Source organism: Rathayibacter sp. VKM Ac-2856, assembly GCF_013205055.1.
Lineage (GTDB): Bacteria > Actinomycetota > Actinomycetes > Actinomycetales > Microbacteriaceae > Rathayibacter.
Window position 1 is genome coordinate 72,614 of sequence record NZ_JABMLF010000001.1, and the last position, 25,752, is coordinate 98,365.

Here is a 25,752-nt window from a genome sequence, read left to right on the forward strand (position 1 = left end):
CGCTGCGCTCAGCCGGGCCCCGGGGCGTCGCCGGGGACGAAGCGGTAGCCCATCCCCGACTCCGTGAGCAGGTGCCGCGGGCGGGCCGGCTCGGGTTCGAGCTTCTTCCGCAGCTGGGCGATGTAGAGGCGGAGGTAGCCGGTGTCGGCGGCGTGGCTCGGGCCCCAGATGTCGTTCAGCAGCGTCTGGCGGGTGACGAGCCGGCCGGGGTTGCGGACGAGCAGCTCGAGCACCCGCCACTCGGTGGGGGTGAGGCGGACGGCGACGCCGCCGTCGCCCGTGCGCCGGGTGACGGCCTTGGCGGTGAGGTCGACGACGTGGTCGCCGACGCCGATCAGCGACTCGCTCTCGTGGGCGCTCAGGCGCCGGGTCAGGGCGCGGATGCGGGCGAGCAGCTCGTCCATCGCGAAGGGCTTGGTGACGTAGTCGTCGGCGCCGGCGTCGAGGGCGTCGACGGTGTCGGCGGAGCCCGTGCGGCCGGAGACGACGAGGATCGGCGCGGTGCTCCAGCCGCGCAGCCCGTGGATCACGTCGAGGCCGTCGAGCTCGGGCAGGCCGAGATCGAGGACGACGAGGTCGGGACGGTGCTCGACGGCGAGGTTCAGCGCCGCGGTGCCGCTGCCGGCGGTGACGACCTCGTAGCCGCGGGCGCCGAGGGTGACCCGGAGGGCGCGCAGCAGCTGCGCGTCGTCGTCGGCGAGGAGGATCTTCACCGGGCGACCTCCTCGGTCGCGCTCGGCGCGCTCGCGGCGAGCGGCAGGGTGATCACCATCGTCAGCCCGCCGCCCGGGGTGTCCTCGGTGTCGAGCGTGCCGCCCATCCCCTCCGTGAAGCCCTTGGACAGGGCGAGGCCGAGGCCGAGACCCGTGGTGTTGTCGGTGTCGCCGAGGCGCTGGAAGGGGACGAAGACGTCGGCGCGGCGCTCGGGGGCGATGCCCGGTCCGTGGTCGGCGACGCGGATCTGCAGGGTCCCGGCGAAGCCGCTGGTCGAGATCCGCACGCGCCGGTCGGGCGGGGAGTGGCGGGCCGCGTTGGCGAGCAGGTTCACCACCACGCGCTGGAGCAGCCCCGCGTCGGCGAGCGCCGGCGGCAGGTCGAGGTCGAGATCGAGGTCGAGCTCCGCCGGGCCGAGGCCGAGCTCGTCGATCGCCGGGAGGATCACATCGGAGGGGTCGACGGGGGCGAGCGAGACCGCGAGGACCCCGGCCTGCAGGCGCGTGACGTCGAGGAGGTTCGTGACGAGGTCGGCGAGGGTGGCCAGGCTCTCGTCCGCGGTGGCGAGCAGCTCCGCGCGGTCGGCGGCGCTCCAGGCGACGTCGGTGGAGCGCAGTCCGCTGATCGCGGCGGTGGCGGCGGCGAGCGGGCGGCGCAGGTCGTGGCTGACGGCGGAGAGCAGGGCGCTGCGCACCCGGTCGGTCTCGGCCAGGGGGGCGAGTCCGCTGGCCGTCTCGCTGAGGGCCTGGTGCTGCAGGGCGGCGTCGAGCTGCGCGGCGACGACGGAGAGGAGGCGGCGCTCGCCGGCTCCGACGGAGCGGCCGTGCAGCTCGAGGACGGCGGTGCCGCCGACGGGGATGGTCTCGTGCTGCCCGCCGGGCTCGCCGTCGGAGCCCAGGCGCTCGGAGCCGCGCATCAGCCGGACGCCGGTGAGCCCGAAGGCCTCGCGGGCGCGCTCGAGGATCGCCTGCAGGGCGTCCTGCCCGCGGATGACCCCGCCGGCGATGGTGGCGAGCAGCTCGGCCTCGGCGCCGGCGCGGCGGGCGGAGCGGGCGCGGCGGGCGGCGCGGTCGACGACGGCGCTGACGAGGACCGCGTTGGCGATGTAGAGCGCGAGGGCGAGCGCGTGCAGCGGCTCGTCGACCGTGACCGTGTAGAGCGGGTCGACGAAGAAGAAGTCGAGGGTGAGTCCGGAGAGCACGGCGGCGAAGAGCGCCGGGCCGATGCCGCCGACGAGCGCGACGAGGACGACGAGCACCTGGTAGGCGAGGACGTCGCTGGTGATCGACTCGTCGCTGCGGAAGGAGGCGAGCAGCCAGGTCAGCAGCGGCCCGCCGACGAGGGCGAGCAGCAGGCCGAGCACCCGCCGCTTGAGGGTCAGCGCTCCGCCGAGCCGGGGGAGCGCGGGGGAGCGGCCGGCCGAGGCGTGGTTGACGATGTGCACGTCGATCCGCCCCGATTCGCGGATGACCGTGGCGCCGATGCCGGGGCCGGTGAGCGCGGCGGCGAGCCGGCTGCGGCGGCTGACGCCGAGGACGAGCTGGGTCGCGTCGACGGAGCGGGCGAACTCGACGAGGGCGGCGGGGACGTCCTCGCCGACGATCTGGTGGTAGCTGCCGCCGAGGGTGTCGACGAGGGCGCGCTGCTGGGCGAGCACCTCGGGGCGGGCCGCGCGCAGCCCGTCCTGGCTGGTGACGTGCACGGCGAGCAGCTCGCCGCCGGAGGAGCGGGCGGCGATGCGGGCGCCGCGGCGCAGCAGGGTCTCGCCCTCGGGGCCGCCGGTGAGGGTGACGACCACGCGCTCGCGCGCCTCCCACGTGCTGTCGATGCCGTGCGCGACGCGGTAGTCCTTCAGCGCCGAGTCGACCTCGTCGGCGAGCCAGAGCAGGGCCAGCTCGCGCAGCGCGGTGAGGTTGCCGAGCCGGAAGTAGTTGGACAGGGCGGCGTCGATCCGCTCGGACGGGTAGACCCGGCCCGCGGCGAGCCGGTCGCGCAGGGCCTGCGGGGCGAGGTCGACGACCTCGATCTGGTCGGCGCCGCGCAGGATCGCGTCGGGGATGGTCTCGCGCTGCGGGACTCCGGTGATCTGCTGCACGACGTCGTTGAGCGACTCGATGTGCTGGATGTTGACGGTCGAGACGACGTCGATGCCGGCGTCGAGGAGGGTGCGGACGTCCTGCCAGCGCTTCTCGTGCGCCGAGCCGGGCGCGTTGGTGTGGGCGAGTTCGTCGACGAGGGCGATGCCGGGGCGGCGGGCGAGGACGGCGTCGAGGTCCAGCTCGGTGAGCTGCACGCCGCGGTGCTCGAGGACGGTCCGCGGGACGACCTCGAGGCCGGTGACCATCGCGGCGGTCGCGGCGCGGCCGTGGGTCTCGACGAAGGCGACGACGACGTCTCGGCCCTCGCTGCGCAGCCGCCGCCCCTCCTCGAGCATCTCGTAGGTCTTGCCGACGCCGGGGGCGGCGCCCAGGAGCACTCGGAGCCGCCCCGTCCTCATCGCGGGCTCAGCTCGCCAGGGCCGCGAGGGCCAGGTTGAGCTCGAGGACGTTCACGGTCTCCTCGCCGAGGAACCCGAGGTCGCGCCCCTGGACGTGCTCGGCGACGAGGGCGCGGACGCTCTCCTCGGCGAGTCCGCGCGCCTGGGCGACGCGGGCGATCTGCAGCTCGGCGTAGGCGGGGCTGATGTGCGGGTCGAGGCCCGAGGCGGAGGCGGTGAGGGCGTCGGCGGGGACGGCGGCGGGGTCGACGCCGTCGGACGCGGCGATCGCGGCGCGGCGCTCCCGGATCGCGGCGACGAGGTCCTCGTTCTCGGGGCCGAGGTTGGAGCCGCTGGAGGCGCTCGCGTCGTAGCCGTCGCCGGCGGCGGAGGGCCGGGACTGGAACCACTGCGGCAGCGGGTTCCCGTCGGCGTCGGTGAAGGACTGGCCGATCAGGCTCGAGCCGACGGTCGCGCCGTCCTCGGTGAGCAGGGAGCCGTTCGCCTGGCGGGCGAAGGCGACCTGGCCGAGGCCGGTGATCGCGAGGGGGTAGAGGACGCCGAGGGCGACGGTGAGGACGAGGAGTGCGCGGAGGGCGACTCCGTACTGCCGGAGCCCTGCGCGGGTGGGGGTCATGGGGTGGTCTGCTTCCTGCTGGTGTGCGCGGTGCGGGTGTGTGGTGCGGCTGCGGGTGCGGCTAGAAGCCGGGGAGGAGGGCGACGACGAGGTCGATCAGCTTGATGCCGATGAAGGGCGCGATCACGCCGCCCAGTCCGTAGACGAGGAGGTTGCGGCTGAGCACCTTGGACGCGCTGAGGGCGCGGTAGGCGACGCCGCGCAGGGCGAGGGGGATGAGGACGACGATGATGATCGCGTTGAAGACGATCGCCGAGAGGATCGCCGACGCGGACGAGTGCAGCTGCATCACGTTCAGCACCGCCAGGCCCGGGAAGACCCCGGAGAACATCGCGGGGATGATCGCGAAGTACTTCGCGACGTCGTTCGCGATGGAGAACGTCGTGAGCGCTCCGCGGGTGATCAGCAGCTGCTTGCCGATCCGGACGATGTCGATGAGCTTGGTCGGGTCGGAGTCGAGGTCGACCATGTTGCCGGCCTCCTTCGCGGCCGACGTGCCGGTGTTCATCGCGACCCCGACGTCGGCCTGCGCGAGGGCGGGCGCGTCGTTGGTGCCGTCGCCGGTCATCGCGACGAGGTTGCCGCCCTCCTGCTCCCGGCGGATGTAGTCGAGCTTCTGCTCGGGGGTGGCCTCGGCGAGGTAGTCGTCGACACCGGCCTCCGCCGCGATCGCCTTCGCGGTGAGCGGGTTGTCGCCGGTGATCATCACGGTGCGGATGCCCATCGCGCGCAGGTCCGCGAAGCGCTCCTTCAGGCCCTCCTTGACGACGTCCTTGAGGTGGACGACGCCGAGGACCCGGCCCGCGCCGGACGCGTCCTTGATCGCGACGACCAGCGGGGTGCCGCCGCTCTCGGAGACGCGGTGCACCTGCGCCTCGAGCTCGGCGGCCGCGGCGAGGGGGCCGCCGTCCGCGAGCCAGGCGGTGACGGCCGAGCCGGCGCCCTTGCGGATCATCGATCCGTCGGGGAGGTCGAGGCCGCTCATCCGGGTCTGCGCGGTGAAGGGGACGATCTCGGCGGAGAGGACGTCGCTCGCGAGGGCGTCCCGCTGCACCCCGAGGGCGGCGGCGAGATCGACGATCGACGTCCCCTCCGGCGTCGGGTCGCTGAGCGAGGAGGAGGCGGCCGCGCGGACCAGCTCGTCCTGGTCCGCGCCGCCGACCGCGAGGAACTCGGTCGCGCGGCGGTTGCCGTAGGTGATGGTGCCGGTCTTGTCGAGCAGCAGAGTGGTGACGTCGCCCGCGGCCTCGACCGCCCGGCCCGACATCGCGAGCACGTTGCGCTGGACGAGCCGGTCCATGCCGGCGATGCCGATGGCGGAGAGCAGCGCGCCGATGGTGGTCGGGATGAGGCAGACCAGCAGGGCCACCAGCACCGGGACGCTGACGGGCGCCGCGGCGTAGGAGGCGATCGGGTTCAGCGTGAGGACGACGACGAGGAAGACGATGGAGAGGCTCGCGAGGAGGATGTTCAGCGCGATCTCGTTCGGCGTCTTCTGCCGCGACGCTCCTTCGACCAGGCCGATCATCCGGTCGACGAAGGTCTCGCCGGGCTTCGAGGTGATGCGGACGACGATGCGGTCGGAGAGGACGCGGGTGCCGCCGGTGACGGCGCTGCGATCGCCGCCGGACTCGCGGACCACGGGGGCCGACTCGCCGGTGATGGCGGACTCGTCGACCGAGGCGATGCCCCAGACGATGTCGCCGTCGCCGGGGATGAGCTCGCCCGCCTCGACGACCACGTGGTCGCCGAGCTGCAGGTCGGCGGAGGACACCTCGCTCACCTGCCCGTGTGCGGCGCCGCCGTCGCCGGCGCGGTACTCCAGCAGCCGGCGGGCGGTGGTGCTCGTGCGGGTCTTCCGGAGACTGTCGGCCTGCGCCTTGCCGCGGCCCTCGGCGACCGACTCCGCGAGGTTCGCGAAGACGACGGTCAGCCAGAGCCAGAGCGCGATGCCCCAGGTGAAGGAGACGGGGACGGGGGCGCCGCCGGACTCCTGCGCGCCGCCGAGGAAGGGCTCGGCGATCGCGAGGACCGTGGTCAGCGCGGCGCCGACCTCGACGAGGAACATCACCGGATTCCGCACCATCAGGCGCGGGTCGAGCTTGCGGAGCGCGCCGGGGAGGGCGGCGACGATCTGCTCGACGCTGAAGGCGGAGGCGCCGCGCTTGGGGCTCCGCTCCTGGTCGGGGACGGGGGCGGGTCTGTCGAGCGTGGTGGTCATGGTCTAGCGGAGTCCTTCTGCGAGGGGTCCGAGCGCGAGCACGGGGAAGTAGGTGAGGGCGGTGACGACGACGGTCACGCCCACGAGGAGGCCGACGAACTGCGGCCGGTGCGTCGGGAGCGTCCCCGCGGTGGAGGGCGTGCTGCCCTGCTTCGCCAGCGAGCCGGCGAGCGCGAGCACCATCACGATCGGCAGGAACCGGCCGAGCAGCATCGCCACTCCGAGAGCCGTGTTCAGCCAGGGGGTGTTCGCGGTGAGGCCCGCGAACGCCGAGCCGTTGTTGTTGGACGCGGAGGTGAAGGCGTAGAGCACCTCGGACAGGCCGTGCAGGCCGGGGTTCCAGATCGACGTGCTCTCCACGTCCGCCCGCACCGCGGGGATCGCGAAGCTGAGCGCGGTGCCCGCGAGCACCAGCGTCGGGGTGATCAGGATGTAGATGCTCGCGAGCTTGATCTCGCGCGGGCCGAGCTTCTTGCCCAGGTACTCGGGGGTGCGGCCGACGAGCAGCCCGCCGATGAAGACGGCGAGGATCGCGAGCACGAGCATCCCGTAGAGGCCCGATCCGACGCCGCCGGGGGCGACCTCGCCGAGCATCATGTTCAGCATCGGCAGCATCCCGCCGAGCGCGGTGTACGAGTCGTGCATCGAGTTGACGGCACCGGTCGAGGTGAGCGTGCTGGTGGTGCCGAAGAGGGTCGAGCCGGCGATGCCGAACCGCAGCTCCTTGCCCTCCATCGCGCCGCCCGCGGCCTGCGGAGCGCTGCCGCTGCCGGCGAGCTCCAGCAGGGTGAGCGCGGTGAGCGAGACGACGAAGATCGTCGCCATCGCCGCGAGGATCGCATAGCCCTGCTTCGCGCTGCCGACCATCCGCCCGAAGGTGCGGGGCAGGGAGAAGGGGATCGCGAGCATCAGGATCACCTGGACGAGGCTCGTCCACGCCGTCGGGTTCTCGAACGGGTGCGCGGAGTTGGCGTTGAAGAAGCCGCCGCCGTTGGTGCCGAGCATCTTGATCGCCTCCTGCGAGGCGACGGGACCGCCCGGGATGCTCTGGGATGCGCCGGTGACGGTGGTGACCTCGGTGAACCCGGACAGGTTCTGGATCACGCCGCCCGCCAGCAGCAGCGCCGCGCTGACCACGGCCATCGGCAGCAGCAGGCGCAGGACGCCGCGGGTCAGGTCGACCCAGAAGTTGCCGATCGTGCCGGAGCCGCGCCGGGCGAACCCGCGGATCAGAGCCACGGCGACCGCGATCCCGACCGCCGCCGAGACGAAGTTCTGCACGGCCAGCCCGATCAGCTGCACCGTGTAGCCCATCGTCACGTCGGGGGAGTACGACTGCCAGTTCGTGTTCGTCACGAACGAGACGGCGGTGTTGAAGGACAGGCCCTCCGGGATCGCCGGGAAGCCGAGCGAGAACGGCAGGACCGCCTGCGCCCGCTGGATCCCGTAGACGAGCAGGACGCTGACGAGGGAGAACGCGAGGACACCGCGCAGGTACGCCTGCCAGCTCTGCTCGGAGCGGGCATCGACGCCGATGAGGCGGTAGAAGCCGCGCTCCACACCGAGATCCCGCGGAGCGGAGTAGACGTGCGCCATGTAGTCGCCCAGCGGGCGGTACAGCAGGACGAGGACGAGGGCGGCCGAGGCCACCTGGAGGATCGAGAGGAGAGGGTCCATCAGAAGCGCTCCGGCTTCACGAGGGCGAGGACGAGATAGCCGATCGCGGCGATCGCGAGGACCGCGGCGAGGACGTCGAACGCGATCACAGCCGCTCGACCCCCTTGGCGATGACGCCGACGAGTGTGAAGACGGCGAGGACGCCGATCACGTAGACAAGGTCGAGCACGGAGGACTCCATCCGGGGGCGGTCGCACCCGCGGATCCGCGGGCACCTGCCAGAGCTGGCACGAGCACCGAGTAGACACCTCCGCCGCGCACCGATCGGCGGCGCTCACGCATCCCATACGGGTTCCCCGCGGATCCTCACGGGCTCCTAACGGGGAGGGCTGCAGGAGGGGTGAGGCGAGGGTGGAGGCGGCGCTCGCCGCAGGGCCGACCCCCGTGACCCCCGGGGCGAGCGCGGGCTCGACGGGAGGCTCGAACGAGAGGAGTGCCGTGGCGCGCCAAGAGGACGCCGATCACCTCCGGGACGTCGTGCTCGACTCGATCGGGGACGAGGGCCGGCGGGTGCGGGACGCCGTGGCCGACGGCCGGCCGGCTACCCCAGCCGGTCGCCGGGGAGGACGCGCGCGCGACGCCGTCCGACCGCGAACCAGGCCAGCGAGCCCAGGAGCGGCGCGATGAGCACCACCGCGCACCAGACGACAGTGAGCACCACGTCCTGACCCGAGCGGAGGATCGAGACGAGGGCGAGGATCGCGGTGGCGATGTACGCCGCTCCGAGCAGAGCGACCATGGCGCTCCCGAGCAGTGCCGACATGTCCATCCCTCGACGCTACGCGCGCGCGTGCCGGACCGGGTCCGCCACGAGGGGGAGGACTGTCCTTTCGGACAGGGGACGCTGATCGCAGGGCCCGGGTGCCGCGGGCCCGGCGGCCGGAGTCTGGATGCATGACGAATCCACACCCCCTTCCCCTGGACGTCCGCGGGCTCTGCACGAGCTTCCGCGGCCGCCTCCGCGTCGACGACGTCTCCTTCTCGGTCCGGTCCGGCCGGGTCGTCGGGCTGCTCGGTCCCAACGGAGCCGGCAAGACCACCACGATCCGGCTGCTGCTCGGGCTCGCCGCGAGCGACGCGGGCGAGGCCCTCGTCCTCGGGCACCGCTACCGCGACCTCGAGCACCCCGCGCGGGCCGTGGGCGCCGTGCTCGACCAGGGTGGACTGCACCCCGCCCGCACCGGCCGCCAGCACCTGCGGATCGCGGCGCTCCGGGCCGGGGTCGGCGCCGAGCGCGTCGAGGCGGTCCTCGCCGAGGTGGGGATGAGCGCCGAGGCGGACCGCCGGGCCTCGGGCTACTCGCTCGGCATGCGGCAGCGGATCGCGATCGCGGCGGCGCTGCTCGGCGAGCCGCGGCTGCTCGTGCTGGACGAGCCCTCGAACGGGCTCGACCCGGCCGGCATGCACTGGCTCCGCTCGCGACTGCGCGCCTTCGCCGATGCCGGCGGTGCGGTGCTGCTGTCCTCCCACCTGCTGTCCGACCTGCGGGAGATCGCGGACGACGTGGTCGTGGTCGCGGACGGCCGGGTCGTGGCGGACACGACGACGGCCGATGCGCTCGCGCAGTCGGAGGGGGACCTCGAGCGGTTCTACCTCGGCGTCACGTCCTCGGCGGGGGTGCGCTGATGATCCGCGCCGAACTCCTCGGACTCGTCACCACGACCGCGACGAGAGTGGCCGCGGCGGTCGCCGTGCTCGGCCTCCTGCTCACGCAGCTCACCCTCGCGACCCTGCTCCCCGCCCTCGCCGCCGGCACCGTCGGACCGGGCGCCGCCGAGCTGGGAGTCGACCTCCCCGTCCTCGACTTCGCCTCCGCGGCGGCCCAGCTCGACCAGCTGAACCCGCTCGGCGGCGCCATGAGCGGCGGATCGATCGGTCTCGCCCTGGTCGCCGTCGTGCTGCTCGGCGTGCTCGCCGGGACGAGCGACGACCGCTCCGGCGGCGTCGTCGGCGCGGTGCTCGCGAGTCCGCGGCGCACCCGCCTCGTGCTGGCGAAGGCGGCGGCCGTCGGCCTCGGCGGTCTCGCCGTCGGCGTCCTCCTGAGCCTCACCGCCCTCGCGACCCTGCTCGGCACCCTCGCCGCGACCGGCACCCCCGTCGTCGCCGCTCCGGGCGACATCGCCGCGGCTCTCGCCCGGGGAGCGCTCGCCGTGGCCGGTCTCGCTCTGATCGGCCTCGCCGTCGGGATCCTCTGCCGGACGCAGCTGGCCGGGGTGCTCGTGATGATGGCGGTCCTCGTCGCGGAGCCGGTGGTCGCCGGTGTGGCGCAGCTCGTCGGCGACGGCGGCGCTCCGGGGTGGACGCGGTTCCTCCCGGTCGCCCTGGTGCAGAGCGTCGTCCGCGCGGAGCCGGCCGGTCCCGGCGCCGGGATCGCCGCGCTCGGGCTGGTCGCGCTCGTCGCCGCGCTGCTCGCCGCCGCGTCCGTCGCCCTGTCGCGCCGCGACGTCTGAGCGGCACGGTGCCCGACCCGTGCGGGTGCCGAGCCGCGTGGTTGACTCGACCCATGTCCGCGCCCCGCCCGACGCCCACGCGACGGCTCCGGACGGCGCTCCCTCCGCTCGTCGTCCTCGCCGTCGCGGCCGGCTACCTCGGTCTGGCCCTCTGGAGCGAGGAGCTGCCGGCGCCGCGCCCCGGCGACGTCCCGCCGCTCGTGCACGCCGGCCTCGTCGCCCTCCAGGCGGCGGCGCTGGTGCTGCGGCGCCGCTCTCCGCTGCCGGTCCTGGCGGTCGTCGTGCTGCTCGATCTCGTCGTCCTCGCGACCACGGCGGGCGAGCTGGGGATCGGCGCGATCGCCGTCGTCCTCGCCTCGTTCGCGGTGGCCCGGCGCCTGCCCCGGACGGCGGCGCTCGTGGCGCTCGGGGCGGGAGCGGCGGCCACCACCCTGGTCGGCGGCACCGCGCTGCTCGCGGGGTCGAGCGAGAGCCTCCCCGTGCTGCTCGCCCTGATCGCCGCCCGGGTCGTGCTGCTCTACGCCGCTCCGGCCGCCGTGGCCGACGTGCTGCGCGGGCGGGAGCGGCTCGCCGCCGCCCTCCGGGAGCAGGAGCGGATGGCCGAGGGGGAGCGCCACGAGCGAGCGGAGCGCGAGATCCGCGCCGACCGGGCCGCGCTCGCCCGCGAGCTGCACGACATCGCCGGCCATCACCTCTCCGGCATCATCGTCGGCACGCAGGCCGCCACCGCGCTGCTCACCCGCGATCCCGAGGGCGCCCGCGACCTGCTGCGGACGGTGCAGGACGACGCGCGGATCACCCTCACCGACCTCCGTCGCGCGGTGGGCCTGCTCCGCGCGGACGACGAGCCGCTCCCGTCGGGCAGCCCCGCTCCGGCGCCGACCGTCGCCGGCATCGCCGGGCTCGTCGAGGCGGCGCGCACTCGGGGCCAGCGGATCGAGAGCACGACGGCGGGGGAGCCGCGACCGCTCGGTCCGCTCGCGGAGACCGCCGCCTACCGGATGGTGCAGGAGTCGCTCGCCAATGCCGCCCGCCACGCGCGCGGCGCCCGCGCGGAGGTGCGGATCGTGTTCGGCCCCGAGGCCGCCGAGGTCGTCGTGTGGAACGAGGCGCCGCTCGAGCGGACGGCGCCGGCGACGGCCTCGCCCGGGTTCGGGCTCGCGGGCATGGCGGAGCGCGCCGAGCTGATCGGCGCCCGCCTCACCACGGGCCCGACGACGGACGGCGGCTGGCGGAACCGCCTCGTGGTGCCCCTCGACGGTCGGAGCAGCCCGTGATCCGCGTCCTCGTGGTGGACGACCAGACCGTGGTCCGCGCCGGCCTGTCCGTCATCCTCGGCGCCGAGGACGACATCGAGGTCGTGGGCGCGGCGGCCGACGGCGACGAGGCGGTCCGTCTCGCCCGCGCACTGCGGCCCGACGTCGTCTGCATGGACATCCGCATGCCGGGCAGGGACGGGATCGACGCGACCCGGGCGATCACGGGCGATCCGTCGCTCGACGCGGACGTCCTGATCCTCACCACCTTCGACGTCGACGCGGAGGTGTTCGCCGCCCTCGAGGCCGGGGCTGCGGGCTTCCTGCTGAAGGGCGCCGACGAGGCCACGCTCCTCGGAGCCGTCCGCTCGGTCGCCGCGGGCGGCGGGACTCTGGACCAGCGGCTCACCCGGCGCATCCTGACCGAGTTCGGCACGCGACGCCGGTCGACTCCGCCGCGTGCCGAGGCTGCGGCGGTGCCGTTGACCGAGCGCGAATCCGAGGTGCTCCGCCTGCTCGCGCGCGGGCTCTCCAACGCCGAGATCGCCGAGGAGCTCTTCGTCGAGCCGACGACGGTGAAGTACCACCTCGCCGGACTCCTGCAGAAGACCGGCGCGCGGGACCGGCTGCAGGTCGTCCTCTGGGGCATCCGGGCCGGGCTCGTGACGGCGGAGTGACGCGCGCCGCCCGGGCGCCTTCTCCCCGCCGCGAGATGCCACTTGTGAGCGCCACGCACGGCGTGTCGCGTGCACAAGTGGCATCTCGCGGAGGGGGATCGGGCGTGGGGTGGGTGGGTCAGGTGGGTCGAGTGGGGGACAGGGCCACCTTGAGCCAGCCGGGCTCGCGGCGGTCGAAGGACTCGTAGGCGGCGAGGACGTCGGTCATCGGCTCGTGCTCGGTGATGAGGGCGGCGGGGTCGAACGCCCCGGTGACGACCAGGTCGATCAGCGGGGGCGTGACCGAGTGGTGGTCGCAGTTCCCCATCCGGACGGTGAGGTTCTTGTTCATCGCCGCGCCGATCGGGTACGTCTCGACGGCGGGGGAGTAGACGCCGATGATGCCGATGCGCCCGTACTTGGCGACCGCCTCGACGGCCCAGCGGGCGGCCTGCGACGGGCCGTCTCCGGGACGCCAGAGATCGCCGTGCGGGTCCGCGTCGGGAGCCGTCTGCTGCACCTCGGCGTCGAAGGCCTCGGCCTCCTCGCCGCCGACCGCGGCCGGCCCCGTCTTAGGACGCTCGGCGTCCACGCCGACGGCGTCGATGACGCAGTCGGCGCCGATGCCGTTCGTGAGGTCGAGGATCGTCTGCACCGGTTCCTCGGCGGTGTAGTCGACGGCCTCGGCGCCGAGCGTGCGGGCGCGGTCGAGCCGGTCGGCGTGGCCGTCGACGACGATCACGCGGCCGGCGCCCTGCTGGAAGGCCGAGACGACCGCGAACTGGCCGACGATCCCCGCACCGAGCACGACCACGACGTCGCCGCGGCTCACCCCGGCGAGCTGCGCGCCGAACCAGGCGGTCGGGTAGATGTCCGAGAGCAGGAGCGCCTGGTCGTCGGTGATCGAGTCCGGGAGCCTCGTCAGCGTGTTCTGCGCCCACGGGATGCGCGCGTACTCGGCCTGCAGCCCGTCGACCGGGCCGGTCGACTCGGGACCGCCGAAGAACGAGGTGCCGGCCTGCGGCCCGTTCGGGTTCGCGACGTCGCATTGCGCCGTGTGACCCTCGCGGCAGTAGCGGCAGGCTCCGCACGAGACGGTCGAGTTGACGAGGACCCGGTCGCCGGGTCGCAGGCCCCGGACGGCGGCGCCGGTCTCGGTGACGATCCCGACGGCCTCGTGGCCGAGGATCGTGCCCTCCTTCATCCCGGCCATCGTGCCGCGGACGAAGTGCAGATCGGTGCCGCAGATCGCGCTGCGGGTGATCCGGACGATCGCGTCGTGCTCGTCGCGGAGGGTGGGCTCGGGGACCTCGTCGAGTCGGATGTCCCCGACTCCGTGCCAGACGACTGCCTTCATGGTGACTCCTTCTTCCGTCGTGCGAATGCGGGTGCGGGTGCGGCGGCGGATCAGAGCGAGGCGAGGAGGCTCTCGCAGGCCTGCTCGCAGCGGCGGCAGGCGTCCGCGCAGATCGCGCAGTGGTCGTGCATCGACGCGTGCTTCGCGCACTCCTCGGCGCAGGTGTGGGCGGCCTGGGCGCAGGCGTTCAGGATCGCGCGGGTGATGTTCGCGTCGTAGCCGGTGTGCCGGGAGAGCACCGAGGCGGTCGTCGCGCAGATGTCCGCGCAGTCGAGGTCGGTGCGGATGCACGTGACCAGCTCGGCGACCGAGTCCTCGGAGAGGCAGGCGTCGGCGCAGGCCGTGCAGGTCCGGGCGCAGTCCAGGCACGCGTCGATGCACGCCGCCAGCGCGTCCGCGTCGATGCCGCCGAGGTCCTTCGGGTAGGTCCTGATCAGGTCCGTCGTGCTCGTCATGGTGCCGTCCTCTCGATGAGCGGCCGATGAGCCGGGGCGACCGGCGGCCGTTGCAGGGGACGCTACGGATCGGCCTCCGAAGAGGTCGAGGGCCTGGCCAGGGCACGGGTGCGGTGATACACGCGGCACGCGGCCGAGCACCCGCGCGGAGGTGAGCGGAGGCGTCCGCCCCGCACCGCGCGGCGGCCTTCCGCTCCGGCGCCGGGGTCAAGCCCCCTGACCGCGGAGAGGAGCGCGACGTGCACTGGAGCGGACCTCGACGGAGCCCCGAGAGCCGGACGACGACCCCGAGAGGCGGGAGGCGGAGGCCATGGACCACGCACGCAGAACCCCCGACCCGGGCTGGGTCCGGGAGCAGACCGCCCTGCAGGACGGCCGGCGGCACCTCTGGCTGGTGCCCGGCGGCCTCCTCGCCGCCATCGCGCTCGGCGTGCTCATCGCCGCGCTGCGCCTGACCACGGCGATCCCGGCGACGGGCATCGTGGTCATCGCGCTCCTCTACGCCGCCATGCTCGCCTGCTCGCTGATGGTCCGGCCCCCGCGGACCCGCAACCGGGTGCTCGCCTCGCTGATGGGGTCGATCGCCCTCGCGGCCCTCGTCGTCCTCCTCGCGCTGCTCGTGCACCAGAGGCTCGAGCCCTTCGTGGGCAACCCCCTTCTGTGATCCCGGCCCGGCTCCTGGACTGGGAGCGCGGCGCTACCGGTGCCGCGACGAACGAGAGAGACACGAGAGAAGGGACGCGCCATGCGTGCACGCGAGATCATGAGCCCCGAGGCCGAGTGCGTGGGGGAGGACGAGACGCTGCAGGTCGCCGCGCAGAAGATGCGCGACCTCGACGTCGGAGCGCTGCCGATCTGCGGCTCCGACAAGCGGCTGAAGGGCGTGATCACCGACCGCGACATCGTCGTGCGGGTGGTCGCCGAGGGCAAGGACCCGTCGACCGAGACCGCGAGCAGCCTCGCCGGCGGCGAGACGGTGACGATCGGCGCGGACGACGACGTGCAGGTGGCGCTCGACGTGATGCGCCGGCACCAGGTCCGCCGGCTCCCGGTCATCGACGGTCACGACCTGGTCGGGATGATCGCGCAGGCCGACATCGCCCGCGCGCTCGACGCGTCCGACGTCGGCGAGACCGTCGCGGAGATCTCCGACGCCTCCTGACGGCTGACAGGCTCGGCGGGGCCACCCGCGGAGCCGCCGCGGGGAGGGGTGGAGGGGAACAGCCCCTCCCCGCCGGGGCGGGCCGACACCCCGCCGCACGGGAACGATCACGAGACGGAGAGGTCGGGGAGCGGCATGAGCGCTGATCGCAGAGCGGCGGAGCCGATGTCGCCGCGCCCGGACACCGTCGGCACCCGCGCCGAGACCGGAGGCGGGCGCGTGCACCGCGTGCGGCGCCCCGCTCGCAGACCGCCGCGGATCGAGCGCCTGCACTCCCTCGCGACGGAGCACGCGCTCCTCCTCGACCTGCTGGAGCGCCTCCGCCTGTCCAGCTCCTGCCTGGACGTCCGGACGGCCGCGGCCGAGCGCCTCCGGCAGCTGCGAGCCCTCGACACCGCCGGCGCCCGCAGTCGACAGGACGATCGTCGCCTGAGGATCGAGCTGCGGACCGAGCGCTCCGGTCTCGACGGCTTCGGCTGCCGGCACGTCGTCGACGCGGGCGACGACCGTCGCATTGCCCGATCCTCGCGAAGAAGGTAACTTTTTTACCGGTTCTCCTTCTTCGTCCGGCCCGTCGACGAGCGCTCTCGACGCCGTCCCCGGCCAGGCGTGCGCTCCGGCGCGGGGGAGGTCCGACACGGGCGAGGCGGGAGGCGGCGCGATGGCCGAGCACGAGGGGTTCGAGCCGAGCAGCGGGCGCGCGGCTCGCATCGTCGACGCCGTGGTGCACGCCCAGGACGCGCAGCGCCGGCTGACGGCCCGCGGGCGGGCGCGGCTCGGTCTCGGGGCGACCGACGTGGCGGCGCTGCAGTACCTCGCCCGCACCCGCGACTCCTCGGTGACCCTCGCCGAGCTCGCCGCCTGGCTCGACGTGACGCGCGCCGCCGCGTCGATGGTGTCCAAGCGCCTGGTCGACGCGGGCCACCTCGAGCGCGTCGAGGACGAGTCGGACGGACGGCGGCGCTGGCTCGCGCTCACCCCTCGCGGGCGGGAGGCGGTCGAGGACGCGTTCGGCGAAGCCGACCGGGAGGCGTCCGCGCTGATCGACGTGCTCGACGACGCCGTCATCGACACCGTCGTCGTCACTCTGGAGCGGCTGGCCGCGGTGCTCGAGCGGCCCGGAGCACCGGACGGGATGCGGCGACGTGCCGTCTGATCCCGGGGGAGCGGCGACCCTCGACGCCCGCGGGAGGATCCGCATCGAGGTCGCCGGCAGCGACGTCGACCGCGCGTCCGAGCTGCTGGGCGGCTTCTACTCGGGGACGGGATGGTCCGTCACTCCCACCGAGCAGCCGTTCTCCTTCCGCTACGCCGCGCTCGGCGACTCCGCCATGACGCTGCGCACCTCGCGGATGAGCGGGTCGGCGCAGGGCCGGGACCCGGCCGGCGGCGACTACGTCGTGCAGTGGATCGTCGGCGGGAAGGCGGTCGTCGACGTCGACCGCGATCTCGTGGCGATGCAGCCGGGAGTGCCGCTGCTGGTGCCCGCGCACCGGCCGTTCCGCTTCGCCTTCACCGACTACGACCAGAAGCTCGTGCACCTCGGCCGCGCCCACGTCGGCCGGATCGCCCGCGAGCGCGGCTACCGGCGCACCGGTGCCCTGCGCCTCGACCACCAGCACCGCGTCGATCCGGACGCCGTCGAGCAGTGGCACGCCGTGATCGGCGGCGCCTCGGCCGCGCTGCGGACGGGCCGGGTCACGCCGCTGCTCTGGGACCGGCTCACCCGGCGGGCGGCGGCCGCCTTCCTCGAGCTGTACCCGCCGGAGGGCGCCGTGCTGCCCGAGGTGCTGGCGGCGCCCCGGCACGCGAGCGTCCGCGCGGCGGTCGAGTTCGTGCACGAGAACGCCGCGCTCCCCATCGGACCGGTCGAGATCGCCGGCGCCGCGCACCTCAGCGTCCGCGGCGCGCAGGTCGCCTTCCAGCGGCTGCTCGGCACCACGCCGCTCGCCTATCTGCGCGACGTGCGGCTCGACCGGGTGCGCACCGACCTGCGGCTCGCCGATCCCGCCCGCGCCACGGTGGCCGCCGTCGCGCGCAGCTGGGGCTTCGCGCACCTCGGCCGCTTCTCCGCCGCCTACGCCGCGCGCTTCGGCGAGTACCCGAGCGTCACGCTCGGCCGCTGAGCGCGCGGGGCCGACGCTCCTAGCACTCCTCGGCGTCGTCCGCACTCTGTTGCGAGCGCGAGGCCGCTGGCGGACAGTGGGCTGCGCGCACGACCGCGCCCGCACCGCACCGCACCGCAGAGAACGAGAGCAGCACCGATGACACGCTTCGACATCGTCTACGACAGCAGGCGCTACTCCGTCACGGACCGCAGCCCGGAGCAGTTCCGCGCCGAGGTCGACGCCGCCCTGTCGTCGGAGCGCCCGCAGTGGCTGAGCGTCACCCACGGCGAGGGACGCGCGAACGAGGCCCGCCTGCTCGTCACGCCGCAGTCCTCCTTCGCGATCATCACCGACGAGCGCGTCACGGCGGCCGAGGATTCCTCCGCCGACTAGCGACCGCGCCGCTCAGCGCCGGCCCCGCTCAGCGCCGGCCCCGCTCAGCGCCGGCCCCGCTCAGCGATGCAGCCCCGCCCGCCGCGGACCGGCCGCGGCCGTCCCGCTCAGCTGAGGTCCGCGCCGCCCTCCGACCCCGCGGGCATCGCCGCCGTCCCCGTCGCGCGCAGCCGCTCCTTCACCAGCTCCGGGAAGAGCGGGCGACCGTAGTAGTACCCCTGAGCGCGGTCGGCGTGCAGGGTCGTCAGCAGCTCGTGCGCCGACGGCGTCTCGACGCCCTCGACGATCGTGTGCATCTCCAGGTCCGAGACCAGGTTGATGATCGAGCGGAGGATCGTGGCGTGCCGTGGGTTCTCCTCGTCGGCGAGGAAGACGCGGTCGATCTTGACGATGCTCAGCGGCACCGTGAGCAGCGCCGCCGCCGCCGCGTGCTCCTGCCCGTAGTCGTCCAGTGCGATCGCGATGCCGTCCGCGGTGAGGGCACGGACCCGCTCGATCACCGCCTCGTCGACGTGTCCGATCGACCCCTCCGTCAGCTCGAGGCAGAGCTGGATGCCCTGCTCAGCCGTCCGGTGCGCGCAGATCGCCTCGGTGACGCCGTCGTGCATCAGCTGCTCGGCCTCGATGTTGACGCTGAGGAACGAGACCGACGGATCGATCGCGCGGAACTCGATCATCGCGGCCACCGCCTGGTCGACGATCTGCACCGTCAGCTCGTCGAGCACGCCCAGCGAGCGGGCGACGTCGACGAGGGTGAGGGGGCTCAGCGCCGTGCCGTCGGGCCGCGTGTAGCGGGCCAGCGCCTCGAAGCCGACGATGCGCCGCTCGGCGACGTCGATCACGGGCTGGAAGGCGACCCGCACGGCTCCCTCGATCACCGCGCTGCGGATCTCGGCGACGAGGTCGCCGCCCGTGGGCTCTCCGCTCTTGCGGTCCTTCTTCGTCTCGTACATCCGCTCGTCGGCCTCCTGCATCACCCGGTCGAAGGATCCGCCGTCGACGGCGACCGGAGCGCCGATGCTGATGCGGGGGTGGAGCTCGGCGTCGCCGACCACGAGTGGCCGTTCGACGGCGCGCGCGATCCGGAGCGCGACGGCTCCGGCAGTGACCGAGTCGAGCAGGACCGCGAACTCGTCGCCGCCGATGCGCGCCACGACGTCGTCGGCGCGGACGCTCTCGCGGATCCGGCCGGCCACCTCCTGGAGGACGACGTTGCCGGTCGAGTGACCGTGCGTGTCGTTCACCGCCTTGAAGTCGTCGAGGTCCATGAAGAGAACAGCCCGCTGCTCGGCGTCCGTGATCGCGGCGAACTCCTCGTAGAGGCCGCGCAGATTGCTGAGACCGGTGACCGTGTCGGTCGTGGCCTGGTCGCGGAGGACCCGGGTGGCGCGGCGGTCGAACAGCGCCTGGGTCGCGATGTGCGCGAGAGCGAGCAGGGTGCGCTGCTCCAGCGCGGTGAAGCCGCCGGAGTCGGGGCGGCGCGTCAGCACGACGTGGCGCAGGCCCTGGCCCGGCGTCGTGATGGGCGCCGACAGCTCGAAGGCGCGCCCGGGGACGGTCGCGATCCGCGTGCTCGCCGACGGGATCGCGGTGCGCGCCACCCGCTCCAGCGTCTCGAGGATCGCCTCCTGATCCCCCCACGGCAGCGCGAGCGCCGCCTCGATCAGGGCGTTCAGCTTCCGCTCGATCCGCGCGCGTCGCAGGTACTGGCTCACCACGGCGACGGCCAGCGCGACGATCAGGAGGGTGTTCGCCGAGCGGATCTCCAGACCCGCGCCGAGGTCGATGCGCTCGACCGCGGCGGAGAGGTGCGCCCCGTAGGCGAGCGCCACCAGCACGGTGTTGAGCCCGAGAGCCAGCAGCACGCGGTCGGCCCGGAGGGCGGGCCGGGGCACGTCGCTGACGTCGGCGAGCGTCAGCCAGGCCTGCAGGTACTCGGCGCCGATGGAGAGCAGACCGTAGGCCAGCACCGCCGGCACCGCCGCGAGCACCGGCCACCAGCCGGTCTGCGGGAAGAGCGAGAGCACGAGCAGGAACGCGCCGCCCGACAGTGCGGCGAGCCCGGTCCAGTAGACGATCGCCGCCCACGCGCGCCGCGAGACGATCTGGAAGACCGCGATCGCGAGCACCCAGAGCAGCAGTGCCTCGATGCGCGGCACGTCCTGCGCGAGGAACGCGAGCACTGCCACTCCGACGCCGAAGGTGACCGTGCCGATCCCCGAGGCGAGCTCGAGCCGGAAGGACGCCGTGATCCACATCGCGGCGAGCAGCACCAGGAACGCCAGCCAGAGCCCGGGCAGCGCCGCCGCGTGGGAGGCGAGCAGGATCAGCGCGAGGAGCAGACCCGCGGCTCCGACCCCGAGCCGGAGCGCCTGCACGGAGCGCGGGGTGCCGCGCTCGGCGAGCACCTCGGACGGCGCGAGGGGCTCCTCGGCGCGCACTGCGGAGAATCCGGTGCCGGTATCGCTCATGCGTCCGCCCACCCCTTTCACACCCCGTCGGCCCTCCCGACGATCAGGTGCGTCCCCACCTTGGCAGAGAGTCGGAGCGGTGCGCCGCCTCCACCCGCCGCGTCGAGCCCGGATCTGTCAACCCGGGCCCCTCGTCCGCGGGCCCGGGCGTACCGTGCCCGCATGATCGATCGCATCGCAGAGATCTGGGGCACTCGGACGCCGTACGCGCAGGGGGAGAGGTGGCCGGTGCGCGTCGACTCGGTGCTCGCCGAGGGGGTGGCCGAGCAGGACGTCGACCGCTGGGTGCAGTCGGCCTGTGTGCTCTGCAGCAACGGCTGCGGCACCGACATCGCGGTCAAGGACGGGCGCATGGTCGGCGTGCGCGGCCGCTCCGTCGACATCGTCAACCACGGGCGGCTCGGTCCGAAGGGACTCTTCGGCAGCTGGCAGGGCGTCGCGAGCGGCGACCGGCTCACCCGCCCGCTGATCCGGGAGGGGGACCGCCTGGTCGAGACGGACTGGGACACCGCGATGGGGCGGATCGTCGAGCGCAGCCGGGCGCTGCTCGCCGAGAAGGGGCCGCTCTCGCACGGCTTCTACACCAGCGGGCAGCTCTTCCTCGAGGAGTACTACGCGCTCGGGATCATCGGCAAGGCGGGGATCGGCACGCCGCACATGGACGGCAACACCCGCCTCTGCACGGCGACGGCGGCGACGGCGATGAAGGAGAGCTTCGGCTCGGACGGGCAGCCGGGCAGCTACGCCGACATCGACGAGTGCGACGCGATGCTCCTCTTCGGTCACAACATGGCGGAGACGCAGACCGTGCTCTGGATGCGGGTGCTCGACCGGCTCGCCGGCCCGAACCCGCCGCTCCTGGTCTGCGTGGACCCGCGGGAGACCGAGGTCGCCCGGCACGCGACGGTGCACCTGGCCGTCCAGCCGGGCACGAATCTGGCGCTGATGAACGGGCTGGTGCGCGAGCTGATCGTCACCGGGGGCGTCGACGAGGAGTACGTGGGCGCGCACACGGCGGGCTTCGACGAGCTGCGCGCCGCGGTCGAGCCCTGGACGCCCGAGGAGGTCGCCCGCATCTGCGAGGTCGACGCGGACGACGTGCGCCGGGCCGCGGCGATCTTCCGCGACTCGCCGCGGGTGCTCTCGACCGTGCTGCAGGGCTTCTACCAGTCGAGCCAGGCGACCGCCGCGGCCTGCCAGGTCAACAACCTGCACCTGCTCACCGGCAGGATCGGCCGACCGGGCTCCGGGATCCTCCAGATGAACGGGCAGCCGACCGCGCAGAACACCCGCGAGACCGGGGCGGACGGCGATCTGCCCGGCTTCCGCAACTGGGAGAACCCGGAGCACATCCGCGAGCTGGCCGAGCTCTGGGGCGTCCACCCGGACCGCATCCCGCACTGGTCCCCGCCGACCCACGCGATGCAGATCTTCCGCTACGTCGAGCAGGGCTCGATCCCGTTCCTCTGGATCCAGGCCACGAACCCGGTCGTGTCGATGCCCCAGGCGGGGCGGATCCGCGAGGTGCTGCGGACGCCGGGGCTCTTCCTCGTGGTCCAGGACCTCTACCTCACCGAGACCGCCCGGCTGGCCGACGTGGTGCTGCCGGCCGCCGGCTGGGGCGAGAAGCAGGGCTGCTTCACCAACGTCAACCGCACCGTGCACCTCTCGGACAAGGCCGTCGAGCCGCCGGGGGAGGCGCGCAGCGATCTCGACATCCTCCTCGACTACTCGCGGCGGATGGACTTCCGCCGCGACGACGGCTCGCCGCTGCTGGGCTGGAGCGGACCGGAGGACGGCTTCCGCGCCTGGCAGGAGTGCACGCGCGGGCGGCTCTGCGACTACACCGGCATCAGCTACGAGCGCCTGCGCGGCGGGAGCGGGATCCCCTGGCCGTGCAACGACGAGCACCCGGACGGCACCGTCCGGCTCTACGGGGACGGGGTCTTCCCGACCGCCGTCGACCGGGCCGAGACCTTCGGCCACGACCTGCTGACGGGCGCGTCGATCACTCCCGAGGCGTACCGCGCGAGAGGGCTGGACGGGCGGGCGATCCTCAAGGCGGCGCCCTACCGTCCGGCGCACGAGCTGCCGAGCGACGAGTACCCGCTGCGCCTCACCACCGGGCGGACGGCCTACCAGTTCCACACCCGCACGAAGACGGCGCGGGCCCCGCAGCTGAACCGGGCGGCGCCGTCCGCCTGGGTCGAGCTGTCGCGGGCGGACGCGGCGCGCGCCGGGATCGCGGAGGGCGACGTGGTGCGCGTGGTCTCCGCCCGCGGCGAGATCGTCGTGCCGGCGCGGGTCGGCGACGTGCGCGAGGGCTGCGTGTTCGCTCCCTTCCACTACGGCTACTGGCAGGAGGAGAGGAGCGGGCCCGGCGAGGCGCCGACCGCCGCGAACGAGCTCACGCGGACGGAGTGGGATCCGGTCTCGAAGCAGCCGCTCTTCAAGGTCGCGGCGGTGCGGATCGAGAAGGTCTCCGACGCCCGCGGGCCCGCTCCCGCGCCGACGACGACCGCCTCGCGGCCCGCTGACCCGGCCGGCGTCCCGCCCACCCGCGGCGGCGAGGCGGCGGAGCTGCTCCGCCCGACCGACCCGCCCGTGCTCGCCACCGCGGAGGAGCGCCCGTGAACGTCGACCTCTACCTGGGCCTCCTGCACTCCGGCGAGCGCGTCCTCGGGCAGTCGTTCCGCCTGGTGGCGGCGACCCACGGCGATGAGCCCGACGTGCACGAGCTCTGCCTCACCCTCGCCGAGCAGTGCGAGGAGCACGCGCGCCGCCTCGGGACCGTGATCGACCGGTACGGCGAGCGACCCGACGACGAGCCGACGCGCTTCCACGCCGTTGCGCTCACCGAGGGGCGGACCGGGCCGGTCGGGCTGCTCCGCGACCTGCAGGACCTGCGCGTGCTCGCCCGCCTGGTGGACGACAGCGGGACGGTGCTGCGCCAGGCCGCGCTCGCCCTCCGCGACGAGGAGCTGCGCGCGCTGCTCGAGGACTGCCGTGCCGAGACCGCGAACCAGGAGGCATGGCTGCTGACCCGGATCAAGCAGGCCGCACCGCAGGCCCTGCTGGTCGCCTCATGAGCGTCTCGTGTCCCGCCGTGCGGCTGCGGCGGGCCCGCCCCGGTGCCGCGGCCTACGCGGCGGTGCTCTGCCTGGTGGTCCTCGCCCTCAGCGGCGCGGTGGGTCTCGCGCTCCGGCAGCCCTGGCTCTTCCCGAGCCTGGGGCCGACGGTGATGCTCTTCTTCGAGTCGCCGGAGCAGCCCGCGTCGCGCCCCGCGAACGCGCTGGTCGGGCACGGCGTCGGGCTGCTGGCCGGCCTCGCCTGCTTCCACCTGCTCGGCCCGGGCGGCGGAGCGTCGGTCCCGGAGGCGGGGATCACTCCGCAGTACCTGCTCGCAGGCGCGGTCTCGGTCGCCGTGACCGCGCTCGTCCTGACCCTGCTGAAGCTGCCGCACCCGCCGGCCGGCGCGACGACCCTCATCGTCAGCCTCGGGATCCTCACCCAGCCGGCCCAGCTCCTCGCGATGGCGGGCGCCGTGCTCGCCGTCACCGCGGCGGGCTGGGGCCTGAACACCCTGCTGCTCGGGAGGCGCGAACTCGCGTGAGCCGGCCGCCCCGCCGGAGACCGCGGGCTGTCAGTGTTCGCACCGCGGCGAGCCGGATGATGGGCGGATGTTCATCCCGACCAGAGCCGCCGGTCTCGAGGCGCTCGAGGACTTCGTCGCCCGCGCCGGCGGCACGTACGCCCGCGACCGCAATCACGATCTCGGCCCGTCCCGGAGCAACGTCTCCGGGCTCTCCCCGTACGTCCGCCACCGGCTCGTGACCGAGCGCGAGGTCGTCACCGCCGTCCTCGAGCGCCACACGCTCAGCGCCGCCGAGAAGTTCGTCCAGGAGGTGTTCTGGCGCACCTACTGGAAGGGCTGGCTCGAGCAGAACCCCGAGGTGTGGCGCCGCTACCGCCGCGAGGTGCGGGACTTCGCCGCGGGCGATCCGCCGTCGGGGTACCGCGACGCGATCGGCGGGCGGAGCGGCATCGACGCGATGGACGCCTGGGTGCAGGAGCTCGCCGAGACCGGCTACCTGCACAATCACACGCGCATGTGGTTCGCGAGCATCTGGATCTTCACGCTCGGCCTGCCCTGGCAGCTCGGCGCCGACTTCTTCTACCGGCACCTGCTCGACGGCGACGCCGCCTCGAACACCCTGTCCTGGCGCTGGGTCGCCGGGCTGCAGACCGCGGGCAAGACCTACCTCGCGACCGCGTCCAACATCGCCAAGTACACCGAGGGCCGCTTCTCGCCGCAGAACCTCGCCTCCTCGGCCCCCGCGCTGATGGAGGAGCACTTCCCGCCGCGCACGCCGATCGAGCCCGACGCCGTCTCCGGGACGATCGGCGCCCGCGCCGGCCTGCTGCTGCACGAGGAGGACCTCGACGCGGCGAGCCTCCTCGAGGAGCAGCCCGGCCTCGCGGACCGGCTCGTCGCGGCCGCCGTGTTCGGCGACGCGTCCGAGCGGTCGCCGTTCGCCGTGTCCGACGCGGTGAGCGCGTTCACCGCCGCGGCCCTCGCCGACGCCGCGGAGCGCACGCGGGACGCCGACGGCCGCCCGGCGCGCGTGCTGGCCGACGCGCGGCCCGAATCCGTCGTCGCCTGGGCGGAGTCCGAGGGCCTGGACACGATCGTCGTCCCGTATGCGCCGATCGGCCCCGTGCAGGAGCGGCTGGACGCGCTCCGCCCCGCCCTCGCCGACGCCGGGATCGCGCTCGTCACCGTGCGCCGCGCCTGGGACGGCACCGCCTGGCCTTCGGCCTCGCGCGGCTTCTTCGCGTTCAAGAAGCGGATCCCGGCGCTGGTGCGCGATCTGGCGGAGCCCGTGGACGCGGTCCGGCTGTTCTGAGCCCGTCTCCCCGAGGGGGCCGGGGGTCGCGGCATCGCGATTGTCCGGCGCCCGCATCGGGCGGCCGAGGTCAGTCCAGGTCGAGGTCCGCGAGCGACGAGACCGTCCGGCTCGCCCGGTGGAAGTGCTGAGGGTAGGGCGTCCCGACGCGGTCCACGAGGACCGTCGAGAGCCCGGCCCGGGCCGCTCCGTCGATGTCCCAGGGGTGGACGGCGACGAGCACCGCGTCGGCGGGCTCCGTGCCCGTCCGGGCGAGCGCCGAGAGGTAGGAGTCGCGCGCCGGCTTCCACGGCGAGTGCTCCTCGACGCTGAGGAACCCCTCGATCAGGTCCGCCGTGCCCAGGGTCTCGAGCAGGTGCTCCGCGGAACTCGCCGCGCCGTTCGAGAGCGTGAAGAGGCGGTGACCGGCGGCGTGCAGGCGCCGCAGCCCCGGCGCCACGTCCGGGTGCGTCGGCGCCGAGGTGAACGCCGTCATCACCTCCTGCACCGCGCCGTCGAGCTGCGACGCATCGACGAGACCGGCGAGCAGGACGCGCGCGTCGCCCTCCGCGATCTCCGCGAAGCGCGGCGAGCCGCCCGAGGCGGTCAGCGCGAAGCCGTCGCGGAGGACGCTCGCGAACCAGGTCCGCATCATCGGCCCGCCCGCGCCGAGCCGCTCGAAGACCGCGGCGACCCCGCTCAGATCGGACAGCGTCTCGTTGACGTCGAAGAACACGGACAGGCGGGCACCGGTGGGCATCGCGACTCCTGGAGGATCGGCGAACCGCGGGCGGGAGTGCCGCGATCCGTCCGCCCACCGTACGCACGACCGC

Annotated in this window: 25 protein-coding genes; 14 read left to right on the forward strand and 11 right to left on the reverse strand. The window is 74.0% G+C overall.

Annotated features, from left to right (window positions below):
* Nucleotides 1-8: 8 nt before the first annotated feature.
* From HQQ82_RS00265 to HQQ82_RS00295, 7 genes are all read right to left on the reverse strand, one after another.
* Nucleotides 9-713 carry a response regulator transcription factor gene (locus HQQ82_RS00265; RefSeq protein ID WP_173231106.1) on the reverse strand — a complete coding sequence of 235 codons (705 nt, stop codon included), beginning with the start codon at nucleotides 711-713 and terminating at the stop codon, nucleotides 9-11.
* Nucleotides 710-3,211, reverse strand: coding sequence for an ATP-binding protein (locus HQQ82_RS00270; protein WP_173231107.1), 2,502 nt, complete (start codon nucleotides 3,209-3,211; stop codon nucleotides 710-712). Before HQQ82_RS00270 ends, HQQ82_RS00265 begins: the two co-directional genes overlap by 4 nt.
* 7 nt (nucleotides 3,212-3,218) lie before the next feature.
* Nucleotides 3,219-3,827, reverse strand: a complete 609-nt coding sequence (gene kdpC / locus HQQ82_RS00275) for a potassium-transporting ATPase subunit KdpC (RefSeq protein ID WP_173231108.1) — start codon at nucleotides 3,825-3,827, stop codon at nucleotides 3,219-3,221.
* Between the two features lie 61 nt (nucleotides 3,828-3,888).
* Complete coding sequence (gene kdpB, locus HQQ82_RS00280) at nucleotides 3,889-6,048, reverse strand: potassium-transporting ATPase subunit KdpB (protein WP_173231109.1); 2,160 nt, start codon at nucleotides 6,046-6,048, stop codon at nucleotides 3,889-3,891.
* 3 nt (nucleotides 6,049-6,051) lie between these two features.
* A complete protein-coding gene (kdpA, locus tag HQQ82_RS00285; RefSeq protein WP_173231110.1) occupies nucleotides 6,052-7,725 on the reverse strand; it encodes a potassium-transporting ATPase subunit KdpA in 1,674 nt (557 codons plus the stop codon).
* Nucleotides 7,725-7,814: a potassium-transporting ATPase subunit F gene (locus tag HQQ82_RS20215; protein WP_173231111.1), complete on the reverse strand. Its 90-nt coding sequence runs from the start codon at nucleotides 7,812-7,814 to the stop codon at nucleotides 7,725-7,727. The genes kdpA and HQQ82_RS20215 overlap by 1 nt, the downstream gene beginning before the upstream one ends.
* A gap of 452 nt (nucleotides 7,815-8,266) precedes the next feature.
* On the reverse strand, nucleotides 8,267-8,494 hold the full coding sequence (locus HQQ82_RS00295) for a PLD nuclease N-terminal domain-containing protein (protein ID WP_173231112.1): 228 nt from the start codon (nucleotides 8,492-8,494) through the stop codon (nucleotides 8,267-8,269).
* Between the two features lie 125 nt (nucleotides 8,495-8,619).
* Here HQQ82_RS00295 and HQQ82_RS00300 point away from each other — a divergent pair, with 125 nt between their 5' ends.
* Genes HQQ82_RS00300 through HQQ82_RS00315 form a run of 4 tightly spaced genes read left to right on the forward strand, consistent with a single transcriptional unit; the run spans nucleotide 8,620 to nucleotide 12,108 of the window.
* Nucleotides 8,620-9,351: an ATP-binding cassette domain-containing protein gene (locus HQQ82_RS00300; protein WP_173231113.1), complete on the forward strand. Its 732-nt coding sequence runs from the start codon at nucleotides 8,620-8,622 to the stop codon at nucleotides 9,349-9,351.
* Nucleotides 9,351-10,175, forward strand: a complete 825-nt coding sequence (locus tag HQQ82_RS00305) for a hypothetical protein (RefSeq protein WP_173231114.1) — start codon at nucleotides 9,351-9,353, stop codon at nucleotides 10,173-10,175. The genes HQQ82_RS00300 and HQQ82_RS00305 overlap by 1 nt, the downstream gene beginning before the upstream one ends.
* Before the next feature lie 53 nt (nucleotides 10,176-10,228).
* Nucleotides 10,229-11,452: a sensor histidine kinase gene (locus HQQ82_RS00310; protein WP_173231115.1), complete on the forward strand. Its 1,224-nt coding sequence runs from the start codon at nucleotides 10,229-10,231 to the stop codon at nucleotides 11,450-11,452.
* Nucleotides 11,449-12,108, forward strand: coding sequence for a response regulator transcription factor (locus HQQ82_RS00315; protein ID WP_173231116.1), 660 nt, complete (start codon nucleotides 11,449-11,451; stop codon nucleotides 12,106-12,108). The genes HQQ82_RS00310 and HQQ82_RS00315 overlap by 4 nt, the downstream gene beginning before the upstream one ends.
* A 118-nt stretch (nucleotides 12,109-12,226) precedes the next feature.
* Here HQQ82_RS00315 and HQQ82_RS00320 read toward each other — a convergent pair whose 3' ends face one another.
* Nucleotides 12,227-13,444 carry an alcohol dehydrogenase catalytic domain-containing protein gene (locus HQQ82_RS00320; RefSeq protein ID WP_173231117.1) on the reverse strand — a complete coding sequence of 406 codons (1,218 nt, stop codon included), beginning with the start codon at nucleotides 13,442-13,444 and terminating at the stop codon, nucleotides 12,227-12,229.
* Nucleotides 13,445-13,494: 50 nt separating this feature from the next.
* Nucleotides 13,495-13,899: a four-helix bundle copper-binding protein gene (locus HQQ82_RS00325; protein ID WP_173231118.1), complete on the reverse strand. Its 405-nt coding sequence runs from the start codon at nucleotides 13,897-13,899 to the stop codon at nucleotides 13,495-13,497.
* A gap of 310 nt (nucleotides 13,900-14,209) precedes the next feature.
* Here HQQ82_RS00325 and HQQ82_RS00330 point away from each other — a divergent pair, with 310 nt between their 5' ends.
* From HQQ82_RS00330 to HQQ82_RS00355, 6 genes are all read left to right on the forward strand, one after another.
* Nucleotides 14,210-14,563: a hypothetical protein gene (locus HQQ82_RS00330; RefSeq protein WP_173231119.1), complete on the forward strand. Its 354-nt coding sequence runs from the start codon at nucleotides 14,210-14,212 to the stop codon at nucleotides 14,561-14,563.
* Nucleotides 14,564-14,644: 81 nt separating this feature from the next.
* Nucleotides 14,645-15,061, forward strand: a complete 417-nt coding sequence (locus tag HQQ82_RS00335; protein WP_173231120.1) for a CBS domain-containing protein — start codon at nucleotides 14,645-14,647, stop codon at nucleotides 15,059-15,061.
* Nucleotides 15,062-15,196: 135 nt separating this feature from the next.
* On the forward strand, nucleotides 15,197-15,601 hold the full coding sequence (locus HQQ82_RS00340) for a hypothetical protein (RefSeq protein WP_173231121.1): 405 nt from the start codon (nucleotides 15,197-15,199) through the stop codon (nucleotides 15,599-15,601).
* Between the two features lie 121 nt (nucleotides 15,602-15,722).
* A complete protein-coding gene (locus tag HQQ82_RS00345; protein WP_173231122.1) occupies nucleotides 15,723-16,217 on the forward strand; it encodes a MarR family winged helix-turn-helix transcriptional regulator in 495 nt (164 codons plus the stop codon).
* A complete protein-coding gene (locus HQQ82_RS00350; protein ID WP_173231123.1) occupies nucleotides 16,207-17,187 on the forward strand; it encodes a helix-turn-helix domain-containing protein in 981 nt (326 codons plus the stop codon). The genes HQQ82_RS00345 and HQQ82_RS00350 overlap by 11 nt, the downstream gene beginning before the upstream one ends.
* A 138-nt stretch (nucleotides 17,188-17,325) precedes the next feature.
* Nucleotides 17,326-17,562, forward strand: coding sequence for a hypothetical protein (locus tag HQQ82_RS00355; RefSeq protein ID WP_173231124.1), 237 nt, complete (start codon nucleotides 17,326-17,328; stop codon nucleotides 17,560-17,562).
* Nucleotides 17,563-17,669: 107 nt separating this feature from the next.
* Here HQQ82_RS00355 and HQQ82_RS00360 read toward each other — a convergent pair whose 3' ends face one another.
* Nucleotides 17,670-20,033: a bifunctional diguanylate cyclase/phosphodiesterase gene (locus HQQ82_RS00360; protein WP_173231125.1), complete on the reverse strand. Its 2,364-nt coding sequence runs from the start codon at nucleotides 20,031-20,033 to the stop codon at nucleotides 17,670-17,672.
* Nucleotides 20,034-20,195: 162 nt separating this feature from the next.
* Between HQQ82_RS00360 and HQQ82_RS00365 the strand changes: the two genes are divergently transcribed.
* The 4 genes from HQQ82_RS00365 to HQQ82_RS00380 all read left to right on the forward strand — a co-directional run bounded on the left by HQQ82_RS00365 (nucleotide 20,196) and on the right by HQQ82_RS00380 (nucleotide 24,940).
* On the forward strand, nucleotides 20,196-22,667 hold the full coding sequence (locus HQQ82_RS00365) for a molybdopterin oxidoreductase family protein (RefSeq protein WP_173231126.1): 2,472 nt from the start codon (nucleotides 20,196-20,198) through the stop codon (nucleotides 22,665-22,667).
* Nucleotides 22,664-23,122, forward strand: coding sequence for a hypothetical protein (locus tag HQQ82_RS00370; RefSeq protein ID WP_173231127.1), 459 nt, complete (start codon nucleotides 22,664-22,666; stop codon nucleotides 23,120-23,122). The genes HQQ82_RS00365 and HQQ82_RS00370 overlap by 4 nt, the downstream gene beginning before the upstream one ends.
* The gene (locus HQQ82_RS00375; protein ID WP_173231128.1) at nucleotides 23,119-23,646 is read left to right on the forward strand and encodes an HPP family protein; all 528 of its coding nucleotides are present in this window, start codon (nucleotides 23,119-23,121) and stop codon (nucleotides 23,644-23,646) included. Before HQQ82_RS00370 ends, HQQ82_RS00375 begins: the two co-directional genes overlap by 4 nt.
* A gap of 67 nt (nucleotides 23,647-23,713) precedes the next feature.
* Complete coding sequence (locus tag HQQ82_RS00380) at nucleotides 23,714-24,940, forward strand: FAD-binding domain-containing protein (RefSeq protein WP_173231129.1); 1,227 nt, start codon at nucleotides 23,714-23,716, stop codon at nucleotides 24,938-24,940.
* Between the two features lie 70 nt (nucleotides 24,941-25,010).
* Here HQQ82_RS00380 and HQQ82_RS00385 read toward each other — a convergent pair whose 3' ends face one another.
* Nucleotides 25,011-25,679 (reverse strand): haloacid dehalogenase type II, encoded by a 669-nt coding sequence (locus tag HQQ82_RS00385; protein ID WP_173231130.1) that lies wholly within the window; start codon nucleotides 25,677-25,679, stop codon nucleotides 25,011-25,013.
* Nucleotides 25,680-25,752 lie beyond the last annotated feature (73 nt).